General features: G+C 72.0%; 25 protein-coding genes. 12 read left to right on the top strand and 13 right to left on the bottom strand.

Features of this window, described 5'->3' with window-relative positions:
- The 3 genes from K2X24_RS08105 to K2X24_RS08095 form a co-directional block, all read right to left on the bottom strand.
- On the bottom strand, nucleotides 1-410 hold a 410-nt coding region (locus K2X24_RS08105), incomplete at its 3' end, for a DUF58 domain-containing protein (protein WP_292496586.1).
- A gap of 101 nt (nucleotides 411-511) precedes the next feature.
- Nucleotides 512-1,522 carry an AAA family ATPase gene (locus K2X24_RS08100; RefSeq protein ID WP_292496570.1) on the bottom strand — a complete coding sequence of 337 codons (1,011 nt, stop codon included), beginning with the start codon at nucleotides 1,520-1,522 and terminating at the stop codon, nucleotides 512-514.
- A 254-nt stretch (nucleotides 1,523-1,776) separates the two neighbouring features.
- Nucleotides 1,777-2,004, bottom strand: coding sequence for a hypothetical protein (locus tag K2X24_RS08095; RefSeq protein WP_292496568.1), 228 nt, complete (start codon nucleotides 2,002-2,004; stop codon nucleotides 1,777-1,779).
- A 142-nt stretch (nucleotides 2,005-2,146) separates the two neighbouring features.
- Here K2X24_RS08095 and K2X24_RS08090 point away from each other — a divergent pair, with 142 nt between their 5' ends.
- From K2X24_RS08090 to K2X24_RS08075, 4 genes are all read left to right on the top strand, one after another.
- Nucleotides 2,147-3,046, top strand: a complete 900-nt coding sequence (locus tag K2X24_RS08090; RefSeq protein ID WP_292496565.1) for an alpha/beta hydrolase — start codon at nucleotides 2,147-2,149, stop codon at nucleotides 3,044-3,046.
- Nucleotides 3,047-3,184: 138 nt separating this feature from the next.
- Entirely contained in the window at nucleotides 3,185-3,886 is a 702-nt protein-coding gene (locus K2X24_RS08085; protein ID WP_238281380.1) for an orotate phosphoribosyltransferase, read from the top strand.
- A gap of 51 nt (nucleotides 3,887-3,937) precedes the next feature.
- Nucleotides 3,938-4,654, top strand: coding sequence for an MgtC/SapB family protein (locus tag K2X24_RS08080; RefSeq protein ID WP_292496561.1), 717 nt, complete (start codon nucleotides 3,938-3,940; stop codon nucleotides 4,652-4,654).
- 141 nt (nucleotides 4,655-4,795) lie between these two features.
- On the top strand, nucleotides 4,796-5,482 hold the full coding sequence (locus K2X24_RS08075) for an SDR family oxidoreductase (RefSeq protein WP_292496584.1): 687 nt from the start codon (nucleotides 4,796-4,798) through the stop codon (nucleotides 5,480-5,482).
- A gap of 40 nt (nucleotides 5,483-5,522) precedes the next feature.
- On the opposite strand, the gene K2X24_RS08070 is transcribed toward K2X24_RS08075, so the two are convergent.
- Entirely contained in the window at nucleotides 5,523-5,888 is a 366-nt protein-coding gene (locus K2X24_RS08070; protein WP_292496560.1) for a hypothetical protein, read from the bottom strand.
- 248 nt (nucleotides 5,889-6,136) lie between these two features.
- Here K2X24_RS08070 and K2X24_RS08065 point away from each other — a divergent pair, with 248 nt between their 5' ends.
- Entirely contained in the window at nucleotides 6,137-7,012 is an 876-nt protein-coding gene (locus K2X24_RS08065; protein WP_292496558.1) for a C40 family peptidase, read from the top strand.
- Here the strand turns inward: K2X24_RS08065 and K2X24_RS08060 are convergent.
- The 4 genes from K2X24_RS08060 to K2X24_RS08045 are packed head-to-tail and all read right to left on the bottom strand — an operon-like array spanning nucleotide 6,990 to nucleotide 9,789.
- Complete coding sequence (locus tag K2X24_RS08060; RefSeq protein ID WP_238281395.1) at nucleotides 6,990-7,451, bottom strand: low molecular weight phosphatase family protein; 462 nt, start codon at nucleotides 7,449-7,451, stop codon at nucleotides 6,990-6,992. The genes K2X24_RS08065 and K2X24_RS08060 overlap by 23 nt on opposite strands.
- Nucleotides 7,452-7,494: 43 nt before the next feature.
- Nucleotides 7,495-7,992, bottom strand: coding sequence for a UPF0262 family protein (locus K2X24_RS08055; RefSeq protein WP_238281397.1), 498 nt, complete (start codon nucleotides 7,990-7,992; stop codon nucleotides 7,495-7,497).
- Nucleotides 7,993-7,999: 7 nt separating this feature from the next.
- Nucleotides 8,000-9,295: a histidinol dehydrogenase gene (gene hisD / locus K2X24_RS08050; RefSeq protein WP_292496553.1), complete on the bottom strand. Its 1,296-nt coding sequence runs from the start codon at nucleotides 9,293-9,295 to the stop codon at nucleotides 8,000-8,002.
- On the bottom strand, nucleotides 9,295-9,789 hold the full coding sequence (locus K2X24_RS08045; RefSeq protein ID WP_292496551.1) for a DUF2948 family protein: 495 nt from the start codon (nucleotides 9,787-9,789) through the stop codon (nucleotides 9,295-9,297). Before K2X24_RS08045 ends, hisD begins: the two co-directional genes overlap by 1 nt.
- Nucleotides 9,790-10,078: 289 nt before the next feature.
- Here K2X24_RS08045 and K2X24_RS08040 point away from each other — a divergent pair, with 289 nt between their 5' ends.
- Both K2X24_RS08040 and K2X24_RS08035 read left to right on the top strand, forming a co-directional pair.
- Nucleotides 10,079-11,134 (top strand): glycosyltransferase family 2 protein, encoded by a 1,056-nt coding sequence (locus K2X24_RS08040; protein WP_292496582.1) that lies wholly within the window; start codon nucleotides 10,079-10,081, stop codon nucleotides 11,132-11,134.
- Between the two features lie 81 nt (nucleotides 11,135-11,215).
- Entirely contained in the window at nucleotides 11,216-11,551 is a 336-nt protein-coding gene (locus K2X24_RS08035) for a hypothetical protein (protein WP_238281403.1), read from the top strand.
- A gap of 43 nt (nucleotides 11,552-11,594) precedes the next feature.
- Here the strand turns inward: K2X24_RS08035 and murA are convergent, their stop codons facing one another.
- Nucleotides 11,595-12,884 (bottom strand): UDP-N-acetylglucosamine 1-carboxyvinyltransferase, encoded by a 1,290-nt coding sequence (murA, locus tag K2X24_RS08030; protein WP_292496545.1) that lies wholly within the window; start codon nucleotides 12,882-12,884, stop codon nucleotides 11,595-11,597.
- Between the two features lie 157 nt (nucleotides 12,885-13,041).
- The gene (locus tag K2X24_RS08025; RefSeq protein ID WP_292496580.1) at nucleotides 13,042-13,230 is read right to left on the bottom strand and encodes a hypothetical protein; all 189 of its coding nucleotides are present in this window, start codon (nucleotides 13,228-13,230) and stop codon (nucleotides 13,042-13,044) included.
- Nucleotides 13,231-13,604: 374 nt separating this feature from the next.
- On the opposite strand from K2X24_RS08025, the gene hemA reads away from it, so the two are divergent.
- Entirely contained in the window at nucleotides 13,605-14,960 is a 1,356-nt protein-coding gene (gene hemA / locus K2X24_RS08020) for a 5-aminolevulinate synthase (RefSeq protein ID WP_292496579.1), read from the top strand.
- 16 nt (nucleotides 14,961-14,976) lie between these two features.
- Here the strand turns inward: hemA and K2X24_RS08015 are convergent, their stop codons facing one another.
- On the bottom strand, nucleotides 14,977-15,510 hold the full coding sequence (locus K2X24_RS08015; protein ID WP_292496542.1) for a TspO/MBR family protein: 534 nt from the start codon (nucleotides 15,508-15,510) through the stop codon (nucleotides 14,977-14,979).
- A gap of 137 nt (nucleotides 15,511-15,647) precedes the next feature.
- On the opposite strand from K2X24_RS08015, the gene K2X24_RS08010 reads away from it, so the two are divergent.
- Nucleotides 15,648-16,829 carry a PLP-dependent transferase gene (locus K2X24_RS08010; protein ID WP_292496575.1) on the top strand — a complete coding sequence of 394 codons (1,182 nt, stop codon included), beginning with the start codon at nucleotides 15,648-15,650 and terminating at the stop codon, nucleotides 16,827-16,829.
- A 73-nt stretch (nucleotides 16,830-16,902) separates the two neighbouring features.
- Entirely contained in the window at nucleotides 16,903-17,331 is a 429-nt protein-coding gene (locus K2X24_RS08005) for a hypothetical protein (RefSeq protein WP_292496541.1), read from the top strand.
- 312 nt (nucleotides 17,332-17,643) lie between these two features.
- Here the strand turns inward: K2X24_RS08005 and mdoH are convergent, their stop codons facing one another.
- The gene (gene mdoH / locus K2X24_RS08000; protein WP_292496539.1) at nucleotides 17,644-19,569 is read right to left on the bottom strand and encodes a glucans biosynthesis glucosyltransferase MdoH; all 1,926 of its coding nucleotides are present in this window, start codon (nucleotides 19,567-19,569) and stop codon (nucleotides 17,644-17,646) included.
- 239 nt (nucleotides 19,570-19,808) lie between these two features.
- Here mdoH and K2X24_RS07995 point away from each other — a divergent pair, with 239 nt between their 5' ends.
- Entirely contained in the window at nucleotides 19,809-21,284 is a 1,476-nt protein-coding gene (locus K2X24_RS07995) for a glucan biosynthesis protein (protein ID WP_292496573.1), read from the top strand.
- A gap of 82 nt (nucleotides 21,285-21,366) precedes the next feature.
- On the opposite strand, the gene K2X24_RS07990 is transcribed toward K2X24_RS07995, so the two are convergent.
- Nucleotides 21,367-21,540 (bottom strand): hypothetical protein, encoded by a 174-nt coding sequence (locus tag K2X24_RS07990; protein ID WP_292496537.1) that lies wholly within the window; start codon nucleotides 21,538-21,540, stop codon nucleotides 21,367-21,369.
- A 302-nt stretch (nucleotides 21,541-21,842) separates the two neighbouring features.
- On the opposite strand from K2X24_RS07990, the gene K2X24_RS07985 reads away from it, so the two are divergent.
- On the top strand, nucleotides 21,843-23,908 hold a 2,066-nt coding region (locus K2X24_RS07985), incomplete at its 3' end, for a Tex family protein (protein WP_292496536.1).

Genomic DNA, 23,908 nt, shown 5'->3' with positions numbered 1-23,908 from the left:
GCCCGCTCGCCGCCGGCCGGGCGCACCACCACGGGCTCGCCGGCCCCCGCCGCCACGAGGCCGATGCGGCCGCCGTCGCCGACGATGCGCCAGCCGAGCAGAACCAGGGCCTCGGCCGCCGCCACCGAGCGCAGGGCGCGGCGGGTGCCGAACAGCATCGAGGGTCTGACGTCGGCGAGGAGCACCACGGCGCGGTCGCGCTCGTCGTGGTGGGTGCGCACGTGCAGGATGCCGGTGCGGGCGGTGGCGTTGCGGTCGATGTGCCGGCGGTCGTCACCCTCCGACCAGAGTCGCACGTCGTCCGGCTCTGAGCCGCGTCCGCGCCGCCGCGTCACGATCCCGCCGGGCAGGCCCGCCAGCGTCCGGGTGGCCGGGCCGGTTCCGCGCCGGGCGAGGTGGCGCAGGCCCATCAGCGCCTCGCCGGAGAGGTGGATGCCCGGCGCCATCAGCGGATCGGTGTCCGGCAGGGCGGCTTCGGCTTGGGCCGGGCTCGGTACGGTCATGGTTCCGCTCAGAGCGCCCGCACCCGCTGGACGAGGCCGCGGATGATGCCCCGCGCCGTCTGGCCCTCGGCGGCGGCGCGCCAAGTCAGGCCGATACGGTGGGCCAGTGCGTCGGCGGCCAGCTCCGCCACGTCCTCGGGGATGACGTGGTCGCGGCCGCGCAGGTAGGCCCGCGCCTTGCCGGCGACCATCAGCGCCAGGGTGCCGCGCGGGGAGGCCGGGTGCTCGATGGCGGCACGCAGATCCGGGGCCGCCGCGTCGGTGCGGGTGCCGGCCACCAGCCGCACGAGATAATCCTTGAGGGCCGGGGAGACGTAGACGCCGAGGGCCGCCTCGCGGGCGGCGCGGATCTCCTCCACGGACAGCCGCACCGGCATCGCCTCGGCGTGGTGGTTGAGTTCGCCCTCCACGAGGTCGAGGATGCGGCGCTCGGCGGCCTCGTCGGGCATCTCCACCAGGACGTGGAGGAGGAAGCGGTCGAGCTGTGCCTCCGGCAGCGGGAAGGTGCCCGCGTGCTCGATCGGGTTCTGGGTGGCCACCACCATGAACGGGTCGGGCAGGGCATGGGTGTGGCCCGAGACCGTGATCTGCCCCTCCGCCATGGCCTCGAGCAGGGCCGACTGCACCTTCGGCGGCGCGCGGTTCACCTCGTCGACGAGGACGAGGGAATGGAACAGGGGGCCGGGCAGGAACTCGAAGTCGCCGGCATCCTGGCGCCACACGGTGGTGCCGGTGAGATCGGCGGGCATCAGGTCGGGGGTGCACTGGATGCGGGCGAAGCTGCCGTCGAGCCCGTCCGACAGGCGCTTGACCGCGCGGGTCTTGGCGAGGCCGGGCGCACCCTCGATGAGGAGGTGGCCGCCGGTGAGGAGACCGATGAGCAGGCGCTCGACCATGGCGTCGGCGCCGATGAGCCCGTGCAGAAGGCCGTCGCGGAGTGCGAGGATGCGTGCACGCAGGGCGGCATCGATGGGCTGGGCGCCGGTCGCCGGCCGTTCGGCAAGGGCCGCGCCGCTCATGCGGAGAGACCCGTCACGCGGGCCGTGCGGGTCGCCTGCGGGGCAGGAACGGTGGGCCGGTCCATGCGCGTCTCCTCGGTGATGTTCTTATGGTGCGGATTCTTGAGCGATCCGCAGCGTTCGGGTGTGCCCGGTGCGCGGGGCGGGCGTCAATCCCGGCCCGGTATCCGCGTGGCCGCAGGGCGCGCGGCCGGGTGCCCTGTCCGGACACGACTTCGCGGGCGGCCTCAAGCCGGGACTTCGTCCGGTCCGGCTCAGTGCTTCCTCGACATCGAGGCTCCGCCATGGCCAGCCATGCCCTCGCAGCAACAGGCGGCTTTCTTGGTCCGGGAGGGTTTCATCCCGCCTGCCCGCATGTCCGTCTTGGCCTTGCCACACATCATGCCGGCGCCGCCCCCGCAGCAGCCGGCGGCCTGGGCGGGAACAAGGCTGGCCAGGGCGAGGCCGGCGGCCAGGGCGAGGGCGGTCAAACGGGTCTGCATCGGGAAAAGTCCTGCTGAGGCGGGAGGATGTGGTAAGTTTAGTTGAAAAACCGCCCGCTTCCAGCCGAAGCGACGCCGCCCGCGACCGCGAACCGGCGCCACGCTCCGCGCGTTCCCCCGGCCCCTGCCGGAGGCGCCGCCCGTGACAACCGATCTCTTCCCCGATTTCGCCGCCCGCTGGATCGACATTCCGGCCGGGCGCTTCTTCGCCCGCGTCGGCGGACCGGAGGACGCGAGTCCGGTGCTCCTCCTCCACGGCTTTCCCCAGAGCCATGCCTGCTGGCACCGGATCGCCCCGGCGCTGGCCGAGCGCCACCGCGTGGTCTGCCTCGACCTCAAGGGCTACGGCTGGTCGGCCGCGCCGGAGGGCGACCCGCGCCACGAAGCCTATGCCAAGCGGATTCTGGCGGCCGAGGTGGTGGCGGTGATGGAATCGCTGGGCCACGTCCACTTCGCCCTCGTCGGGCACGACCGGGGCGCCCGCGTCGGCTACCGCCTCGCCCTCGACGAGCCGGGCCGGATCGCGCGGCTCGCCCTCCTCGACATCCTGCCGACCCTGGTCCAGTGGGAGCGGATCGAGGCCAACCCGCGCAAGCCCTCGCACTGGAACTTCCTGGCCGAGGCCGCGCCGGGGCCCGAGCAGGCCATCGGCCGCGACGCGGACGCCTATTTCGAAGGGCTCCTGCGCGACTGGAGCGGGGACACGTCCCTCAAGGCCTTCGCGCCCGCGGCCCTGCACCTCTACCGGCAGGCCTGGAACGTGCCCGAGCGCATCCACGCCTTTTGCGAGGATTACCGTGCGGGAGCCACCCGCGACCGCGAGGCCGACCTCGCGGACCTCGCCGCCGGGCGCGAACTGACCTGCCCGACCCTGATCCTCACCGGCGACAGCTATCTCGACCGTGAGCCCGAGACGCCGCTCGCCGCCTGGCAGCGCACCTTCGCGCCGAAGGCCGTCGCCGCCGAGGTCACGTCCGGCCATTTTCTCGCCGAGGAGAACGCCGAAGCGACCCTGGCGGCACTGCGGACCTTCCTGGCCTGAGGGCCGCGTGCCGGGAGAGGCCCAGGGTTGACGCCCCGGACGGTTGGCGGGAAGGAGAACCCTCCCTTCAGACGGACGCGAGGCCCCTTCCGGACACGGAAGCCCGCGCCCGCCGCCCGCACGAGAGCGAACCCGCGCATGACGACCTCCTTCCTGCCGATCGACCGCGCCGTGATCGCCCGCGAGGCGGCCAAGATGCTTCTCGAGATCAAGGCGGTGCACTTCTACCAGGACAAGCCCTTCACCTTCACCTCGGGTTGGGCGAGCCCGGTCTACATCGACTGCCGCAAGATCATCTCCTATCCGCGCCTGCGCTCGACGCTCAACGACTTCGCCGCCGCCACCATCGTGCGCGACATCGGCTACGAGTCGATCACCCATGTCGCCGGCGGCGAGACGGCGGGCATCCCCTTCGCGGCCTGGATCTCCGACCGGCTGATGCTGCCGATGCAGTACGTGCGCAAGAAGGCCAAGGGTTTTGGCCGCAACGCCCAGATCGAGGGCGAGGTGGTGGAGGGCGCTCGCACGCTGCTGGTGGAGGATCTGGCCACCGACGGGCGCAGCAAGGCGCTGTTCTGCAAGGCCCTGCGCGATGCCGGCGCCCAGGTCGACCACTGCTTCGTGATGTTCTTCTACGACATCTTCCCCAACAGCCGCGAACTCATGGCCGACCTCGGCATCCAGCTCCACTACCTCACCACCTGGTGGGACGTGCTCAACGTCGCCAAGGAGAGCGGCCACTTCGATCCGAAGGTCCTGGCCGAGGTCGAGAGCTTCCTGCACGAGCCGGCCAAGTGGTCGGCGGCGCATGGCGGCATCTCCGATTACCCGCAGGCCTGATCCGGCTCGCACCGTCATGGTGCCGTCACGGGACGACGTCAGGGCAGGGCGATGATCCCCTTCCTGTCCGGGCCGCTGCCCGAAGCCGTCAACTCGGCGGTCAGCCTCCTCGTCGCCTTCGCGCTCGGCACCCTGATCGGGGCCGAGCGCCAGTACCGCCAGCGCACGGCGGGCCTGCGCACCAACGTCCTCGTGGCGGTGGGCGCGGCCGCCTTCGTCGACCTCGGCATGCGGCTGGAAGGCTCCCGCGGGGCGGTGAGCACCGTGGCCTACGTGATCTCGGGCGTCGGCTTCCTCGGCGCCGGCGTGATCATGAAGGAGGGCATGAACGTCCGCGGCCTCAACACAGCCGCGACCCTGTGGTGCTCGGCGGCCGTCGGCGCCTTCGCGGGGGCCGACCTGCCCCTGGAGGCGGCCTTCGTCACCGCCGCGGTGCTCGCCGGCAACACCCTGCTGCGGCCCCTCGTCAACGCCATCAACCGCGCGCCCATCGACGAGAGCCAGACCGAGGCGACCTACGAGGTGCAGGTGACGGTGCAGGCGGAGGCCGCCGGCCCTACCCGCGACCTCCTGGTCGAGCGCCTGGAGGCGGCGCAGTACCCGGTCGGCGGCATTGAGGTGGTGGAGCGCGGCGAGGACACCGTCGAGGTGGTGGCGACCCTGGTGGCGACGGCCGTGGCCGGCGCCGAGCTCGACGCCGTGGTGGCGGCCCTGGCGCGGATGCCCGGCATCGAGCACGCGACCTGGTCGGTGCAGACGGCGGATTGAGGCCCGCGCGGGTGCGCCCGCGCACCTCGGCGCGGGCGGCCCGGATTGCCGGACGCGCTCATCCGTCCAACCTCCCCTGCGAGGGACGGGCGGCGCTGCCCCCCGGGCGGCCGGCCCTTTCGCCAACCAGGGACACGGATCATCATGACAGCCCAGAAGAACGCTCTCGTCGTCGGGGCCTCGCGCGGCCTCGGGCTCGGCCTCGTCGAGACCTTCCTGAAGCGCGGCTGGCGGGTGACCGCGACCCAGCGCTCGGCCTCCCCGGGCCTCGCCGCGCTGCGGTCCGACGCCCTCACGGTCGAGACGGCCGACATCGACGACGACCACGCGGTGACCGGCCTGCACGACCGCCTGGCGGGCCAGAGCTTCGACCTGATCTTCGTGGTGGCGGGGGTGGCGACGCAGGCCCACGAGCCGCTGCACCTGGTGCCGCGCGAAGTCGCCGCCCAGGTCTATCTCACCAACGCGGTGAGCCCGGTGCGCTTCGCCGAGACCTTCCTCGACCGGCTCACGCCGAACGGCCTCGTCGCCTTCATGAGCTCGATCCTTGGCAGCGTCGCCCTGAACGAGTCCGGCGGCTGGGAGACCTACCGCGCGAGCAAGGCCGCCCTCAACACCCTGGTGCGCAGCTTCGAGATCCGCCACCGCGAGGCCGGCTTCGGCGTGCTGCTGCTGCATCCGGGCTGGGTCCGCACCGAAATGGGCGGGGCCGATGCCGATATCGACGTCGCCACCAGCGTGACCGGCATGGTGGACGTGATCGAGGGCCGGTTCGGACGAACCGGCACGGCCTATCTCGACTATACCGGCAAGACGTTGGACTGGTGAGGGTCGGAAGCCCGGGGCCGGATCAGATCCGGCCCTCGGGTCAGGGGCGTCCGATCGGCGGGCGTCCGCGCCGCTCGACGATCACCGGCGGCCGGGTCCGGCGCTCGACGATGACCGTGCGCGGCGCCCGGCTCGGGCTGGCGGCGGTGAGGATGCGCTCCGGCATCCGCTCGGAGGGACGCTCGGGCTTGGCCTTGGCGGCGGCAACGACGTGTTCGCGAACCGCTTCCGCGGGTAGGCCGATGAGGCCGGCGGCGATCTCGACCTGCTGCTCGATGTCGTCTGCGAGGTCCTGGGCCGCGGCGACGGCCTCGGGGATGGTCGGGGGCTCGCGCCGCACACGGATCGGCGGGAGATCCTGGAAGGATTTCGAGGTCTTCTTCACGGCGCGACTCGCATGGGGCATCGCCCGAACATAGGCGCGATTCGGCGGTTTGTGCAGTGCACACGTTCGCGGGCGACCCGCGCGTCGGATGCATCGCGGCGGCGTGATCGATTTTCGATCAGGCGCGCGGGCGGCCCTGCGAACAGACCTGCATGGACGAGAAGCGCCCTGCCGGTGGATTGGGCAGACCAGAGCGTCGAAATGCCGCGCGCGTCGCGGACCTGCGCAGCCTGTTGCGATCGGTTCGTCAGGGGCGGATAGTCGGAGCCATGCTGGCCTGTCCCTTCGATCTCTCCGATCTCCGCCTCGTTCCGGCCCGGCCCGAGATCGCCGACGCGCGCCTGCGCGGCCATGTCGAGGCCGACCGCTACGTCGTGGGCGAGGAACGCTCCGTCGTCGTGCCCGCCGCCCCGTTGCGCCGGACGCCCCGCTTCGACGCCGGCCTCGAGACCGAGGCGGTGATGGGCGACACGGTGACCGCCTACGGCGCCGAGGAAGGCTTCGTCTTCGTCCAGTTCGCCCATGACGGCTATGTCGGCTACCTGCCCGAGGCGGCCCTCGGCCTCGCCGTGGCGCCGACGCACCGCGTCACGGCCCTGCGCAGCTTCCTCTATCCGGGCCCCGACCTGAAGCAGCCCGCCAGCGGATGGCTGACCCTGGGCGCCCGCATCCGCGTGACGGAGACCGTCGGCGACTATCTCCGGCTCGCGAGCGGCGGCTACGTCTTCGCCGGCCACTGCGCGCCCCTCGCGGCGGTCGAGCCCGACTACGCCGCCACCGCCGAGCGCCTCGTCGGCACCCCCTATCTCTGGGGCGGGCGCACCAGCCTCGGCCTCGACTGCTCGGGCCTCCTCCAGCTCTGCCTCGCGCAGGCCGGGATCGCGGCGCCGCGGGATGCGGACCAGCAGGAGCGCGGGCTCGGCGAGGCCCTGCCCCTGGACTTCGACGGGCTGCGCCGCGGCGACGTCGTGTTCTGGCGCGGCCACGTCGGACTGATGCTCGACGCGACCCGCCTGATCCATGCCAACGGCCACCACATGGCGGTGGCGGTGGAGCCCTTGCGCGAGGCCGTCGCCCGCATCCGGGAGAAGAGCTACGGCCCGGTGACGTCGATCCGGCGGCTCAGCCCTTCAGCCGCATCTTGATCCGGTAGACCAGCCCGTCGCGCACGTCGCGGTAGGCGTCGAGGCGCTGCTCCCGGGTGCCGTCCTGGATGATGGTCGGGTCGGGCGTCGGCCAGTACTCGACCTCGACCGCGTTGGTGCGGGTCAGCTCCAGGGCGGCGTGATGGGCCTCCGGCGCCAGGGTGACGATGAGGTCGAAGTTCAGGCCCTCCCACTCCTCGAGTTGGGCGAGGGTGCGCGGCTTGTGGCGCGCCGCGTCGATGCCGATCTCGTCGAGGGCCGCCACCATGAACGGGTCGGCCGGCTCGCCGGAGCGCACCCCGGCCGACTGCACGTAGATCGACTTGCCGAAATAATGGCGCGCGACCGCCTCCGCCGCGAGCGAACGCACGGCGTTGAAGTTGCACATGAACAGGACCGACTGCACGCGCGTCTTCTTCGGGCCGGTCGGATCCGCCATCCGGTCTTCTTCTCAGCCTCGCGCTGCGGGAGGGATCGCGACTCTAGGCCTTCCAGTGCAAGGCGAAGACCAGGGTGAAGAGGCGCCGCGCGGTGTCGTGGTCGAGGTCGACCTTGCCCTCCAGGCGCTGGCGCAGCAGGTCGGAGGCCTCGTTGTGCAGGCCCCGCCGTCCCATGTCGATCGCCTCGATCTGGGTCGGCGAGGCGGTGCGGATGGCGTTGTAGTAGCTCTCGCAGATCATCTCGTAGTCGCGGATCACCCGGCGGAACGGGGTCAGCGACAGGAGGTGCGTCATCACCGCCTCGCCGTCCTCGCGCTTGATGACGAAGGCGAGCTTGCTCTCCACGAGGCCGAGGGTGAGGGCGTAGGGGCCCTCGCGGCCGGGAACCGTGAAGCTGTTGTCCTCCAGGATGTCGAAGATCGCGATGGCGCGCTCGTGCTCCTGGTCCGGGTTGCCCCGCCCGATCGATTCCTCGTCGAGGGTCACCACCGTGAGGCGGTGGGGGGATTTGGGCTCGCTCGATTTGGCCGCGCCGGACATCAGGCCCTCACAGGTTCAGGCGGATCGCCACCGAGCGGGCGTGGCCCTCCAGGCCCTCCGACCGTCCGAGCGCGATGGCCGAGGGTCCCAGGGCCCGCAGGGCCGCCGGGTCACAGCGCAGGATCGTGGTGCGCTTCATGAAGTCGAGGACGCCGAGCCCGGAGGAGAACCGCGCCGAGCGGGCGGTGGGCAGGACGTGGTTGGGGCCGCCGACATAGTCGCCGATGGCCTCCGGCGTGTGTGAGCCGAGGAAGATCGCCCCCGCGTTGCGCACCTTGGCGGCCAGCGCCTCCGCGTCGACGGTCTCGATCTCCAGGTGTTCCGGGGCGAGGCGGTCGACGAGCGGCACCGACTCGTCGAAGTCGCGCACCACCACGATGGCGCCGTAGTCGCGCCAGCTCGCCCGGGCGATCTCGGCCCGGGGCAGGGTGGTCAGCGCGCGCTCCACCGCCGCGGCGACGTTGTCGGCCAGGGCCTCCGAATCGGTGATCAGGATCGACTGGGCCGCGGCGTCGTGCTCGGCCTGGGCCAGGAGGTCGGCCGCCACCCAGTCGGGATTGGCGTGGGCGTCGGCCAGGATCAGCACCTCGGAGGGGCCGGCGATCATGTCGATGCCGACCTGCCCGAAGACCCGGCGCTTGGCCGCCGCCACCCAGGCATTGCCGGGGCCGACGATCTTGGCCACCGGCGCGATCGTGTCGGTGCCGTAGGCGAGCGCCGCCACCGCCTGGGCGCCCCCGACCCGGTAGACCTCGTCGACGCCGGCCAGATGCGCGGCGGCGAGGACCAGCGGGTTCATCGTCCCTTCCGGCATCGGCACCACCATGACGACGCGCGGCACTCCGGCGACGCGGGCCGGAATGGCGTTCATGAGCACCGAGGAGGGATAGCTCGCGGTGCCGCCGGGCACGTAGAGGCCGACGGATTCCAGTGCCGTCCAGCGCCAGCCGGCCGTGACGCCCAGGCTGTCGGTCGCCATGTGGTCGCCCGGCACCTGCGCGGCGTGGAACGCCTCGATGCGCCCGGCCGCGAAGCGCAGCGCCTCCAGGGCGTCCGCCGGGCAGGCCGCGACGGCGGCCTCGATCTCGGCCGGGGTCACCCGCAGGGACGCGACGGTGAAATCCTCGCCGAACCGGTCGAAGCGGCGGGTGTAGTCGACCAGCGCCGCGTCGCCGCCCGCGACCACGCCGGCGATGATGCCCCGCACGGTCTCGTCGACATCCTCCGAGATCTCGCGCTTGACGCTGAGCAGGCGCGCGAAGGCGGCGGCGAAGTCTTCGTCGCGGGAATCGAGACGGACCATCAGGCGTTTCCCTTGCCGGCGTTTCCCTCGGGTACGTTTCCCGCGATCGCGGCGCGGCCGGCCGCCACGGCCTCGTGGTCGGGCCGACCCTCCACCTCCCAGACCGGCCCGAGATCCTTGAGCTGCACCTCGATGCATTCGAGGTCGAGCTGGATCGCCGCCCCGCCCGCGAAGACCAGGGTGGCGGTGCCGGAGGGCGCCTCGGTGGGCTCGAAGGTGATGGCGAGGAGTTCGAGGGGCGAATCGGACTCCGTCCCCGGGCCGATGCCGCGGCTGCGCACCCGCAGCACCCGGTCGAAATGCATGCCGGTGAGGCGGCGGCGCGGCGGCGCCCCGTCCTCCGCCGACCAGTCGAAGCGGCGCGCCACCAGGACGAAGCGGTGCTGGCCCCCGAGATAGGCGAGGTCGCTCGCCTTCAGGATCGCATCCTGCAGGTGTGCGGAGATGACGCCCAGGTCTTCGGCGTCGAGGGCGGCGAGCCTGAGAAGCTCCATGATCGGGTGTCGCGCTCCTGTCGGCGGGCCGGCCCGGGTGCGGGCTCGGCCGTTCGCGGTCTGGGAGCCGTAGGTAGCGAGGCGGCCCGCTCACGGCAACAGGCGGGTGGACATCGCGGATTCGCGCGCCGCCATTGTCCCGCTCGGCCAACCTGCTACGGACGCGGCACTGCGCCGGGCCTTCGCCGGCGAACGGAGTCGTGACGTGTCGGCCGCATCCCTGTCCCTTCCCGGGTCCCTTCCGGGCGCGGTCTGTCCGCCCCCGGAGGCCGCCGCCGCAGTCCGTGCGGTGGTCGCGATCCCCGTGCGCAACGAGGCCGAGCGCATCGCCGCCTGCCTGCATGCGATCGATGCCCAGACCGGCATCCCGCCGGGCAGCCTCGGCGTGGTGCTGTTCCTCAACAACTGCACCGACGCCACCGAGGCCATCGTCGCCGACCTCGTGCCCCGGATGTCGGTGCCGGTCCGCGTCACCCATGTCGAGTATGCGGGCGCCCATGCGGGCTGGGCCCGGCGCGAGGCGATGAACCGGGCGGCCGAGTGGCTCGGCGAGGACGGCATGATCCTCTCGACCGATGCCGACAGCCGGGTTCCGCCCGACTGGGTCGCGCGCAACCGGGCGGCCCTCGACCGGGGCGCCGACGCGGTGGCCGGGCGCATCCAGCTCGATCCGGAGGAGCGCGCCCTGCTGCCGCCCTCCCTGCACTGGCGCGGCGACCGGGAGGACATCTACAGCGACCTCCTCACCGAGGCCGAGGCGCGCATCGACCCCGATCCGCACGATCCCTGGCCCTGCCACCGCACCACCATCGGCGCCACCTTGAGCGTCAGCGTCGCGGCCTACCGGGCGGTGGGCGGCATGCCCGCGATCGCGCTGGGTGAGGACGGCGCCTTCGTGGCGCTGCTGCTGGCGCAGGGACTTCATGTCCGGCACGATCCGGCCATCCTCGTCACGGTGTCGGGGCGCCTCGTGGGCCGGGCGCCGGGCGGCGTCGCCGACACCATCCGGGCGCGCTGCGAGAAGCCCGACAGCCTGTGCGACGCCCGCCTCGAACCGGTGCCGCGGGCGCTGTTCCGCTACATCTGGCGCCGCCGCCTGCGCCGGCTGCATGCGGCGGGCCGCCTCGGCACCGAGCGCGGCTGGGCCCGGGCCCTGCGGATTCCGCCGGATGCGATTGCCCGCATCGTCGCCCATCCGCTCGCGGGCCATGCGGTGGCCGAGGCCGAGCGCGCCAGCCCGCGCTTGGTCCATCGTCCCCTGGGACCCCGGCAGCTGCCCGGCCAGATCCGCCTCGCGCGGGTGCTGCTCCCGGTGGTCCGCGTCGTGACGCGCCTGCTCGCTTGAGGAGCGCGCTCCTCAGGGATCGTTCAGGGCGCCGCCGCTAGATCTCGCGCGACCGCCAGAAGCAATCGAGGGGAGTATCCCATGCAGCGCACCACGATCAGAAACGCCATCCTGGCGCTCGCCACCGCGGCGAGCCTCGGCACCGGCCTCGGCGCCTTCGAGGCCAGCGCCCAGTATTACGGCGACGACGACCGCCCTCGCCGCTTCGAGCGCCGCTACGAGGAGGATCGCTACGAGCGCCGCCGCGACTTCGAGGACCGCTACGATCGCGGCCCCCGCCGCGGCTACGGCGAGCGCTTCGGCCGCCTCTGCCTGACCCAGCGCGGCAACTGCATCACCGAGCCGCAGCCCTGGGGTTCGCAGTGCCGCTGCATGATCCCCGGCTTCGGCCCCAAGCGCGGCGAGATCCGCGGCTGATCCATCTTCGCTCTCCTCCCGGACCGGGAGGAGAGCCCGCGCGTCAGCTGCGGACGCGGGTGATCTCCGCGCCGCAGCGGGCGAGCTTGGCCTCCAGGGCCTCGAAGCCGCGGTCGAGGTGGTAGACCCGGTTGATGCTGGTCTCGCCCTCGGCCGCCAGGCCCGCGATGACGAGGGAGACGGAGGCCCGCAGGTCGGTCGCCATCACGGGTGCGCCCTTGAGGCGCTCGACCCCCTCGACGATGGCGAGATCACCCTCCAGCCGGATGCGGGCGCCGAGGCGGGCCAGCTCCTGCACGTGCATGAAGCGGTTCTCGAAGATCGTCTCGCGGATGTTGGACTGGCCCTTGGCCAGCGTCATCAGCGCCATGAACTGCGCCTGGAGATCCGTGGGGAAGCCCGGGAACGGATCGGTGGTCACGTCCACGGCCGCGATGCCGCCGCCGTTGCGGCGGATGCGGATCGTGTCGACGCCGCTCGTGATCTCGGCACCCGTGGTGGCGAGGATGTCGAGGGCCGAATGCAGCAGGTCGGCGCGGGTGTTCTCCAGGGTGACGTCGCCCCCGGTCATGGCCACCGCCATGGCGTAGGTGCCGGTCTCGATCCGGTCGGGCAGCACGTCGTGGCGGGCGCCGTGCAGGCGCGAGACGCCCTCGATCGTGATGCGCGGCGTGCCGGCGCCCTCGATGCGGGCGCCCATCTTGGTCAGGCAGGCGGCGAGATCCACGACCTCGGGTTCGCGCGCCGCGTTCTCGATCAGCGTCGAGCCGTTGGCGAGGGCCGCCGCCATCAGCGCCACGTGGGTGCCGCCCACCGTCACCTTGGGGAAGTGGATCTCGCCGCCGCGCAGGCCGTTCTTGGCCTTGGCGACGACGTAGCCGCCATCGACCTCGACGGTGGCGCCGAGGCGCTCCAGGGCCATCAGCAGCAGGTCGACCGGGCGCGTTCCGATGGCGCAGCCCCCCGGCATCGAGACGCGGGCCTCGCCGAAGCGGGCGAGCAGCGGCGCGATCACCCAGAAACTCGCCCGCATGGTCGAGACGAGTTCGTAGGGCGCCGTGGTGTCGATGACGTTGGAGGCGGTGAGCCGGATGGTCTGGCCGGTCTCGGTGGTCTGGCCCGGGCGCTTGCCCACCACCATGTGGTCGACGCCGTGGTTGCCGAGGATGCGCAGGAGCGCGTTGATGTCGGCCAGCCGCGGCACGTTGCCGAGTTCCAGGGTCTCGCCGGTCATCAGGCTGGCAATCATCAGGGGCAGCGCGGCGTTCTTGGCGCCCGAGATCGGGATCACCCCGTGCAGCGGCCGGCCGCCGATGATGTTGATGCGGTCCATCGTTCTTGAAACCTTAAGCTCGCTCGCGACGCCCTCAGCGCGTCGCGGCGCGAGACATCCGAAATTCTGATCCATCGGGACGCGGGCCGTCCCACTGCCGATGACGCCGTTATAGCCAAGTTTTGTCGAAAAGGAGGTTCGCGGGACCCGATTCTGCTTAACCCTCGGAATCGGGTGTTTCGTCAGAGCCGGCCGGACCCGCGGAACGACCGCGAACCTGCGCCTTCCGACGGCGCAGGTTGTCGCGCAGGGCCGCCTTCAGGCGCTCGGCGCGATGCTCGGCGGCGCTCTTCTGCGCGCCTTTCGGAGCGGCCGTGTCCTCGATCCGGGTCTCGTCGTCCGTCATGGGTCGCGTCGGTCTCGCTGGCGGATCGGCATAGCGCGATGCGCCGCGTGCCGGGAAGGCCTGCGCGACGCATCGTCGCCACGGCATCGTGCCGGCTTTGCATCCCCCGGCCCATGGATGCAGACCAGGAATGCGGATGTCGACTTGAACCAATTCCAAGTTCGCCTGTATCGTCGCCACCGCATCGGGGAAACCCGGGCGTCGGGGAGACCCGGAACCGGGCGGGCATCGTCGCAACTCCCTCGGAGTGCGCGCCAGGCCCGCCAACGAGACCGATTGCAGCAAGGGCCCCCCGCACGAGGGTCCGCGTGGAAATGATCCCGCCAGAGGCCGCGACGCCACCGCCGGCCACCCAGCCCAAGCGTGAAGGACGGATGCCCGTGAACCGCATGCCCGCGACGATCAAGATCAGCGACACCAAGCAGGGAGCGGGCCAGGAATCTCAGCAGGAATCCGGGCAGGGGTGTCACACCGGCACGACTGGTCCGGGCCGGACCGACTACGAATCGCATTTCCGCACGGCCCTCGACCGCCTGCACGGCGAGCGCCGCTACCGCGTCTTCGCCGATATCGAGCGCATCGCGGGACGCTTCCCGACCGCGCACTGGCGCAAGCCCGACGGCGGCACCTCCGAGATCACCGTCTGGTGCTCGAACGACTACCTTGGCATGGGCCAGCACCCGGACGTGGTCGGCGCCATGACCCGCACCGCCGCCCGCTGCGGCGTGGGCGCGGGCGGCACCCGCAACATCGCCGGCAACAATTCGCCGCTCGTCGACCTCGAGCGCGAACTCGCGGATCTCCACGGCAAGGAGGCGGGCCTCGTCTTCACCTCGGGCTACGTCTCGAACCAGGCCGGCATCTCGACGATCGCCAAGCTGATCCCGAACTGCCTCATCCTGTCGGACGCCTTCAACCACAACTCGATGATCGAGGGCGTACGCCATTCCGGCTGCGAGAAGCGCGTCTTCCGCCACAACGATCTCGCCCATCTCGAGGAACTGCTGATCGCGGCGGGCGACCGCCCGAAGCTGATCGCCTTCGAGAGCGTCTACTCGATGGACGGCGACGTCTCCGACATCGCCGCGATCTGCGATCTCGCCGAGCGCTACGGCGCCATGACCTACCTCGACGAGGTCCACGCGGTCGGCCTCTACGGCGCGCGCGGCGGCGGCATCTCGGAGCGCGACGGCGTGATGCACCGGGTCGACGTCATCGAGGGGACGCTGGCCAAGGGCTTCGGCTGCGTCGGCGGCTACATCACCGGCTCGGCGGTCCTGTGCGACGCCGTGCGCAGCCACGCGCCCGGCTTCATCTTCACCACCGCCCTGCCGCCGGCCATCGCGGCCGCCGCCATCGCCTCGGTCCGGTACCTCAAGCGCTCGACCAGCGAGCGCGAGGCGCATCAGCGCCAGGCCGCCCGCACCAAGGCGGCCCTGGAGGCCGCCGGTCTGCCGGTCCTGCACACTGAGACGCACATCGTGCCCGTGATGGTGGGCGACGCGGAACTCTGCAAGGCGGCGGCGGACCATCTGCTGGAGCACCACGGCATCTACATCCAGCCGATCAACTACCCCACCGTGCCCCGCGGCACCGAGCGCCTGCGCATCACGCCCTCGCCCTTCCACGACGATGCCCGCATCGCGAAGCTGACGGCCGCGCTCACCGAGACCTGGGACACCCTGGACCTCCCCCGCGCTGGCACCGTCTTCGTCGAGGCGGCCGAGTAGGCCGCCACGGCGTGCCTCAGTTCAGGCGCCAGATCGCGCCGGTGAGCACGGTGGCGAAACCGACCCAGGCGGCGTAGGGCACCAGCAGCCACGCCGCCACCCGGTCGAAGCGCCAGGACAGGCGGATCGTCCAGAGGATCATCACCCACATCGCGGCCGAGACCACCAGGGCGGCCCCGAGGGCGTGGGCGGCAAAGAAGGTCGGCGTCCAGGCGGCGTTGAGGGCGAGCTGCACCGCGAACGCGGCGAGCGTCAGGCGCCACGCCCCCACGGTCGGGCCACTGCGCGGTTTCGCCCCGAGCAACCGGAAGGCCGAGAGCGCGATCATCGCGTAGAGGATCGTCCAGGCCAGCGGGAACGCCCAGTTCGGCGGGTTGAACGACGGCTTCGCCAGACCGGCATACCAACCCTCGATGTTCGGCCCCGTGGCGGCCGAACCGAGCACGGCCGTCGCGGCCACGGGCAGGATCGCCGCCGCCAGCCGCCAGGGCAGGGCGAGGGCGGGCTCGGCGGGGACGTGGATCGGTGACGATGCGGTCGCGCGGGACATGACGAACGGATTTCCTTAGCCTCTGAACCGGACCTGGGGACGAAGCGACGCGGGCTCCGCTTGCGGTCCGTGCACGGGTCTGCGAGGGCCGGTCAACCGAACCCCGACCCTCACGGACACGCTGCATGGCCGACCCTCTGTCAGAACCGAACGCGCCGACCGGGTCTTCGGATGCGCCGCCCGCCTTCGCCAAGCGCAGCCTCGCCGCCCAGGCCCTCGGCCACGTCGATTCCGTGACCCGGGGCGTGGTGGCGCCGCTGCACGTGGCCACCACCTTCCTGCGCGATCCCGACAACGGCTACAGCTCGGGCTTCTCCTATGCCCGGCCCGACAACGCCACGGTGCGCGAGGCGGAAGCGGTGCTGGCGATGTTGGAGGACGCGGCGGCCGGCGCCCTCCTGTTCGGCTCCGGCATGGCGGCGGCCACGGCGGTGTTCACCGCCCTGGAGCCCGGCGACCACGTGGTGGCGCCCCGGGTGATGTACTGGGGCCTGAAGCGCTGGCTCGGCGCCGAGATGCCGCGCCGGCGGATCGCGGTCGATTTCGTCGACATGGACGACCTCGCCGTCCTGGCGCGCGCGATCCGGCCGGGCACGACGAAGCTCGTCTGGAGCGAGACACCCGGCAACCCGCTCTGGACGGTCACGGACATCGCCGAGGCCGCCCGTCTCGCGCACGCGGCGGGCGCGCGCCTCGCCGTCGATTCCACCGCCGCCTCGCCGATCCACACCCGGCCCCTGACGCTGGGCGCCGACCTCGTGATGCACTCGGCCACCAAGATCCTGAACGGGCATTCCGACGTGGTGGCGGGGGTGCTCGCCGGGGCGACGCCGGACGCCTTCTGGGCGCGTCTCGCCGCGATCCGCTCGAGCGGCGGCGCCATCCTGGGGCCGTTCGAGGCCTACCTGCTGATGCGCTCGCTGCGCACCCTGCCGCTGCGGGTGGCGGCGCAGGCGGCCGGGGCCGCCGAACTCGCCCGCCGCTTCCAGGGGCATCCCTGCATTTCGCACGTGCTCTATCCCGGCCTGCCGGACGATCCCGGCCACGCGGTGGCGGCCCGCCAGATGGAGGGCGGCTTCGGCTTCATGCTGTCGATCCGGGTCCGGGACGGCGAGGCGGCGGCGATCCGCACGGCGGCGCGGGTGCGGCTGTGGAAGCGCGCCACCTCGCTCGGGGGCGTCGAGAGCCTGATCGAGCACCGCGCCTCGGTGGAGGGACCGGATTCGCCCTGTCCGCCCGATCTCCTGCGCCTTTCCACCGGCGTCGAGGCGGTGGAGGACCTGTTCGCCGATCTCGACGCGGCCCTGCGGGGCGCCTGACGTTTCGGGTGGTGCCGGGGACGGGCCTCGCGCGTTGGTGCCGACAATCGCATCCCGTCGGGAGACCGCCACCATGACGACGCCCGTCCTCTTCACCGGAGCCTTCGCCCTCCTGCTCCTCGGTGCTGCCGCGCGGGCCGAGAGCGGGCCGCCGCAGCTGGACATCAACCGGACCTGTCAATCGGCGGCCTCGGCGAGCGTCAGCGACACTGCCAGCCAGGAGGGCTGCCTGCGCTCCGAGCGCGCCTCGCGCGACGAGCTCAAGCGCCGCTGGGGCGAGTTCACCCCCGCCGCCAAGCGCCAGTGCGAGAAGCAGTTCGAGGCGGGCGGTTTCCCGTCCTACGTCGAGATGGTGACCTGCCTCGAACTCGCGAGCGGGACCGGCCTGCCCGCCTCCTCGGGCGGTACGAATGCGGCCAAGGGCACCGGGACGGGCAGCGCCACCCGCGAGCCGAGCCCGTCCCAGCGTACTGACCCTATCAAGGTGCTCAACGACAAGTGATACGAGGTCTCATACGTTGTCCGGGTGATGGCTTCGGTCTGCCGGGGCGCGACATGCTCCCTCTCCTGGAAGGAGAGGGTGGGGGTGAGGTGTGGTCCACATCCGGAAAGGTCACACACCTCACCCTGTCCCTCTCCTTTCAGGAGAGGGGACCCGCGCCAGAACCCGAACGATTCGGCCGGAAATCGTATCAGTGGGGCTGACTGATAGGTCAGCCCCACTGGAGGTCCGGCGGACAACCGCCGCCGCGCGGGCGGACCTCGATGACTCGAGATCATCGAGGTCCGGTACAAGGACGCTCCGAACTCCGTCTCAGGTCGATGAGGCGGGCACCTCGTCGGCGATCCAGGCGGCCGGGGGCCGGCCGCGCTCGGCCTCCGGCACCCCGCCGCCCCGGCTCTGGCCGAGGGCGGTAAGTTCCGGGGCGCGGTCGGTGTCGTCCACCGTGAGGAACAGGCGCCACGCCTGCGAGCGCCGACCGAGGCGGGCGCTGCTCGTGAGCACGCTCTGGGCCGGGCTCGAGAGCAGGCCGAGGGCCACCGGGGCCATCCAGAGGGCGAGCCAGGCGTTGCCGGCCCAGAGCAGGCCGCCCGTCAGCAGCGCACCGGCGACCAGGGTGTCGACCTGGAGCCGGCAGGCCTCGGCCCAGGGCACCCGGCGGTCATCGCGCACCTGTGCGTCCCAGCGCACGACCCGGCCGACGAAGGTGGTGACGATGGCGCCCGCCGCGAACAGCGTCATCACGGGCCAGAGCAGGACCCAGATCGCCTGTTCCAGCACGGCACTCTTGAGGAGCGAGGCGGTGCCGCCGAACGCCGCCCGGCGCTCGGCCGAGGCCAGCACGTGGCCGAGGCTGAGGAGTTTCGGAACGGCCAGGATCGTGACGACGAGCCCCGCCAGGGCGTGGGCGGCGGCGCCCGAGCCGGTGAATCCGTAGGCGAGCAGGCCGAGGTCGCCCGTCCGCGCCGCCTGGAGCGTCCCGAGGGCGAGGAACAGCACCCAGAGGGGGCAGGCCATGTAGGACAGGATGCCGACGATGAGGTGCCAGCGGCTGGCCGGGCGCAGGCCCGGCATCGCGGTGACGCGCAGGTGCTGCATGTTGCCCTGGCACCAGCGCCGCTCGCGCCCGAGGAGGTCGACGAGATTCGTCGGCATCTCTTCCCAGGTGCCGCCCATCTCCGGCAGCAGGCGGACCTCCCAGCCGGCCCGCCGCAGGAGCGCGCCCTCGACGATGTCGTGGCACAGGATCTCTCCGCCCAGCGGCGCCTTGCCGGGCAGGACGGGCAGCTCGGCGTTGTCGGCGAAGGCCGCGATGCGCACAATCGCGTTGTGACCCCAATAGCTGCCGTCCGGCCCCTGCCAGGTTTCCAGGCATCGGATGGCGAGCGGCGCGTAGAGCCGCACGGCGAATTGCTGGATGCGAGCGAACAGGGTGTCGCGCCCGGTGGCGTAGGACACGGTCTGGATCAGGCCGACGCGGGGGCTTTCCTCCATCAGCCGCGCGAGGCGGCGCATGGCGGGGCCGGTCATCAGGCTGTCCGCGTCGAGCACGATCATGAAGTCGTATTCGGACCCGTAGGTCTTGCAGAACTCGGTGATGTTGCCGGCCTTGCGGCCCGCATTGTCCCGGCGCCGGCGATAGCGGATGCGCGGCAGGCCGGGGCCGTGCTGGCGGGTCCAGGCCTCGATGCGGGCGAATTCGTGCTCCTCCACCGCCGCGATGGCGCCGTCGCGGGTATCGGAGAGGACGAAGATGTCGATGTCGCCGCCCTCGCCCCCGGCGCGCTGGAGCGAGCGGGCCATGACGCGGAGCGCCGCGAACACCGCCACCGCATCCTCGGCATGGATCGCCACCACCGCGGCGGTGCGGCTCAGGCCCGAGGCTTCCGCCGGCACGGTGAGGGAGCGCCGCTCCAGCTCGGACAGGGCCCGGTCCCCGAGGGCGGTCGCGGCCAGGCCGTAGACGTACTGCCACGCCACGAAGGCCTGCCAGGTCATGACGAGGGCGAACAGCGCCAGGACCGCGCCGTCGAGGAGGCCGGCCGGCCGGCCGTAGGCGGCCAGTGCCAGGGCGGTGACGAGGGCACCCAGGGCCAGGGGGGGCAGGGCCAGCAGCAGCCGGCGGGCCAGGTACGAGCGGGACCGATCCAGGCTCGGCATCGCGATTTTCGCCGGACCCGGGATTTCAGCCGCCGGGGCGTCGTGCGACAACCGTTGAGACTCGAGGCTCTGGGGCATGGGATGCGGCGAACTCGAAGGAGGGGTGACACCGTGATCCGTCACCGGAACCAGCCGGCGAAGGGGAACCGATGGGCGAAGGCAAGGGGCTCGATGAACCCGGATGCACCGAATTCCCCTCGCGGCGGCAGACCCTGCGGACCACGCTGAGCGTGGCCTTGGGGATGGTTCTCCCTAGCGCGCACGATCTGAATGCCGCCCGAACGGAGGCCGCCCCGAATCCCGCGGCAGCCGATCCCATAACATTCGATGGCCTGCGGGCGAAGGCGCGCACCCTGGCGGCAAATCCGTACCGGCCGCCGCCGGAGGATCTGCCCCCGGCCCTGGCGGGCCTCTCCTACGACGGCTACCGGGCCATCACCTTCCGCCCCGGGGCGAGCCCGCGCCTCGGACGCCACTTCTCCGCCCAGCTGTTCCATCGCGGCTTCCTGCAGCGCAAGCGCGTGGACCTGTTCCTGCAGCCGCGCCAGGGGCCGGCCCGGCCGATCGCCTATGCGCCGGACCTGTTCGACCTTGGCTCCGACCTGACGGGACAGGCCTTCGCCCCCGATCTCGGCTTCGCGGGCTTTCGCCTGCACTACGCCTTCGATGCGGGCGCGCCCGCGAACCAGGAGGAGTTCCTGGTCTTCCTCGGCGCCTCGTACTTCCGGCTGCGTGGCTTCGGCCAGGAATACGGCCTCTCCGCCCGGGGGGCCGCGATCCGCACCGGGGGACCTGGCGCGGAGGAGTTTCCCGATTTCACCGCCTTCTGGATCTGCGAGCCGGCGGAGGACGCGCGCACCATCGAGATCCTGGCGCTCCTCGAATCACCGAGCCTGACGGGCGCCTACCGCTTCGCGGTCACGCCCGGAGACCCCTCCGTGATGGCGGTGCAGGCCTCCCTTCATCCGCGCGTCGCCCTCGACCGGCTCGGGCTGGCGCCGCTGACCAGCATGTTCCTGCACGGGGCGAACGGGCCGGGCGCGCGCGGCGCCGAGCCCTTCGACGATTTCCGGCCCCAGGTGCACGATTCCGACGGGCTCGCCGTGGTCACGCGCGGTGAGCGGCTCTGGCGCCCGCTCACCAACGGCCGTTCCCAGCCTCAGATCTCGGCCTTCGGCACCGATCCCCTGGAGGGCTTCGGCCTGCTCCAGCGCGAGCGCGACTTTCCGGCCTATCTCGACGTGCAGGCCCGGCACGAGGCGCGGCCCGGGCTCTGGGTGACGCCGGAGGAGGGGTTCGGGCGCGGCGCGGTCCAGCTCTTCGAGATCCCGTCCCGGGAGGAGTACATGGACAACATCGTGGCGGCCTTCGTGCCCGCGGCCCCCGTGCCGGCCGGCGCGGAACGGGCGCTGCGCTACAGCCTGACCACGGTGGATGCCGAACCGGTGGCGACCGTGCCCGGAACCCTCGCCCGCGTGGTCTCCACCCGCGTCGGCTCGGCCGAGCGCCTGCGCCCGACCACGCCGCCGAGCCCGGGGCGGCGCCTCTACGTCGTGGATTTCGAGGGACCCGGCCTGCCCGTCGACCGGGCCGCGCGGTTGAGCGCCGACGTCTCGGCCAGTGCCGGCACGATGGTCGATCCGGTGGTGGAGTTCGTGCCCCAGACCGGCGGCTGGCGCCTCTACGTGGAGTGGCGCCCGCCCGCGTCGCCGCCGGCCGGAGACGTCGTCCTGCGCGCCCGCCTGAGCCGGGACGGCGCGGTACTGACCGAGACCTGGGACAGCCCGGCCTGACGGCCGGGAGTCGAGCGGGACGAGCCGCCGCGCCGCAGCGACGGCGGCCCTTCGATGCCGGGTGGGACGCGGCGGGCCGAACTCAGTTGCAATCGTAGTTCTGCCCGTCGAGCGGACGGGCGCTGAGGGTGAGCGCGTAGGTATCGATCGAGGAGATGGCGCGCGCCTGCGAGACGGGCGGTTTCGTGAGCATCGTGATCCCGAAGGCGGCAGCCGCCATCGCGCATGCAATGCCAAGCGTCGTCAGCGAACGCATGGGAGCCTCCATTGGCATGGGTGCTCTGAACACTTGGTCGTGGCCGAGCCCACTCAGGGTTATTTCGATTCTCAGGCTCCGGCAATGCGCGAATATTGATATTTATGCCGATTCTGTACGAGGTTTGAAGGATTGACATCCGAATGCTTGCGGTGTCCTGCCGTGGCTCGCGAGGTCCGCATGACCGGACCGGGACAGACGCGAATGCTCCGAGGCCGTTCGGGTGCGCGGCGAGCCGCCCGCCCGGTTTGACCATCCGGCGCGGCGCCCTGTAGACAGCCCGGCCTCCTGGGAGAACCCGCATGGCCGCCATCAATACGAGTCTCGCCGCCGAGCTTGGCGTCGCGGAATGGCAGGTGAAGGCCGCGGTCGACCTCCTCGACGGAGGCGCGACGGTGCCGTTCATCGCGCGCTACCGCAAGGAGGTCACCGGCACCCTCGACGACACGCAGCTGCGCAATCTGGAGGAGCGCCTCGCCTACCTGCGCGATCTCGAGGCGCGCCGCGCCGCCGTGCTGGAGGCGATCGAGGCGCAGGGCAAGCTCGAGCCGGGGCTCAAGGCCCGCATCCTCGCCGCCGAGACCAAGGCGCGGCTGGAGGACCTCTACCTGCCCTTCAAGCTGAAGCGCCGGACGAAGGCGCAGGCCGCCCGCGAGGCCGGGCTGGAGCCGCTGGCCGTGGCGCTCCTGACCCGGCCTGACCAGGGGCCGGAGGCGGCCGCCAGGGCCTACGTGGATGCGGCCAAGGGGATCGCCGACGCCGAGGCCGCCCTGGAGGGGGCGCGCGCCATCCTGATCGAGCGCTTCAGCGAGGATCCGGAGCTGGTGGGCGGCCTGCGCGAGACCGGCTGGCAGCGCGGCCGGATGGTCGCCACCGTGAAGCCCGGCAAGGCGGCCGCTGGCGAGAAGTTCTCGGACTATTTCGACTTCGCCGAACCCCTGACGAAGCTGCCCTCGCACCGCATCCTCGCCCTGTTCCGGGGCGAGAAGGAGGAGGTGCTCGACCTCGCCATCGCCGACGCGGTCGGGGAGGAGCCCGCCAAGGGCCGACCCGGATCGCAGGAGCTGCGCATCGCGAAAACCTTCGGCATCCGCGACCAGGGCCGGCCGGGCGACGCCTTCCTGATGGAGACGGTGCGGCGCGCCTGGCGCACCCGCCTGAAGCCCGCCACCGACACGGACCTGCGGGCCCGCCTCTGGGCGGTGGCGGAGGCCGGCGCCGTCACGGTGTTCGCCGGAAACCTGCGCGACCTCCTGCTCGCCGCACCCGCCGGGGCGCGGCCGACGCTGGGCCTCGATCCGGGCTTCCGCACCGGCGTGAAGGTCGCGGTGGTGGACGCCACCGGCAAGGTGGTGGCCACCGACACGATCTATCCGCACGAGCCGCGCCGCGACTGGAACGGCGCCCTGGTCGCGCTGGCCAGGCACTGCCGGGCGCACGGGGTAGAACTTCTCGCCATCGGCAACGGCACCGCCTCGCGGGAGACCGACCGGCTGGCGGCCGAGCTCATCGCCAAGCAGCCGGAACTCAAGCTCACCAAGGTCATGGTCTCGGAGGCCGGCGCCTCGGTCTACTCGGCCTCGGCCTACGCCAGCGCGGAACTGCCCGACCTCGACGTCTCGATCCGCGGCGCCGTCTCGATCGCCCGGCGCCTGCAGGATCCGCTCGCCGAACTCGTGAAGATCGAGCCCAAAGCCATCGGCGTCGGCCAGTACCAGCACGATCTCGCCGAGGGGAAGCTCGCCCGCTCCCTCGACGCGGTGGTGGAGGATTGCGTGAACGGCGTCGGCGTCGACGTGAACATCGCCTCGGCGCCGCTGCTGGCCCGGGTCTCGGGCCTGACACCGCGGGTCGCGTCCAACATCGTCGGGCATCGCGACGCCCACGGCCCGTTCCGCAGCCGTGCCGCCCTCAAGAAGGTGCCGGGCCTCGGCCCCAAGGCCTACGAACTCGCCGCCGGCTTCCTGCGCATCCGCGGCGGCAGCGACCCCCTCGACGCCTCGGGCGTGCACCCGGAGTCCTACCCGGTGGTGCGCCGCATCCTCGCCGCCACCGGCCAGCCGATCCAGGCCCTGATCGGCAACACGGGCGCCCTGCGGAGCCTCGATCCGAAGCGCTTCACGGACCCGACCTTCGGCCTGCCCACCGTTACCGACATCCTTTCGGAGCTTGAAAAGCCCGGCCGCGACCCCCGCCCGGCCTTCCGCACCGCGACCTTCCAGGAGGGCGTCGAAAAGATCACCGACCTGAAGCCCGGCATGCGCCTGGAAGGCGTCGTCACCAACGTGGCCGCCTTCGGCGCCTTCGTGGACATCGGCGTCCACCAGGACGGCCTCGTCCACATCTCGATGCTGGCCGACCGCTTCGT

The sequence above is a fragment of the Methylobacterium sp. genome (genome assembly GCF_019750675.1).
Classification (GTDB): domain Bacteria; phylum Pseudomonadota; class Alphaproteobacteria; order Rhizobiales; family Beijerinckiaceae; genus Methylobacterium.
This window is presented reverse-complemented; position numbering and strand designations above follow the sequence as displayed.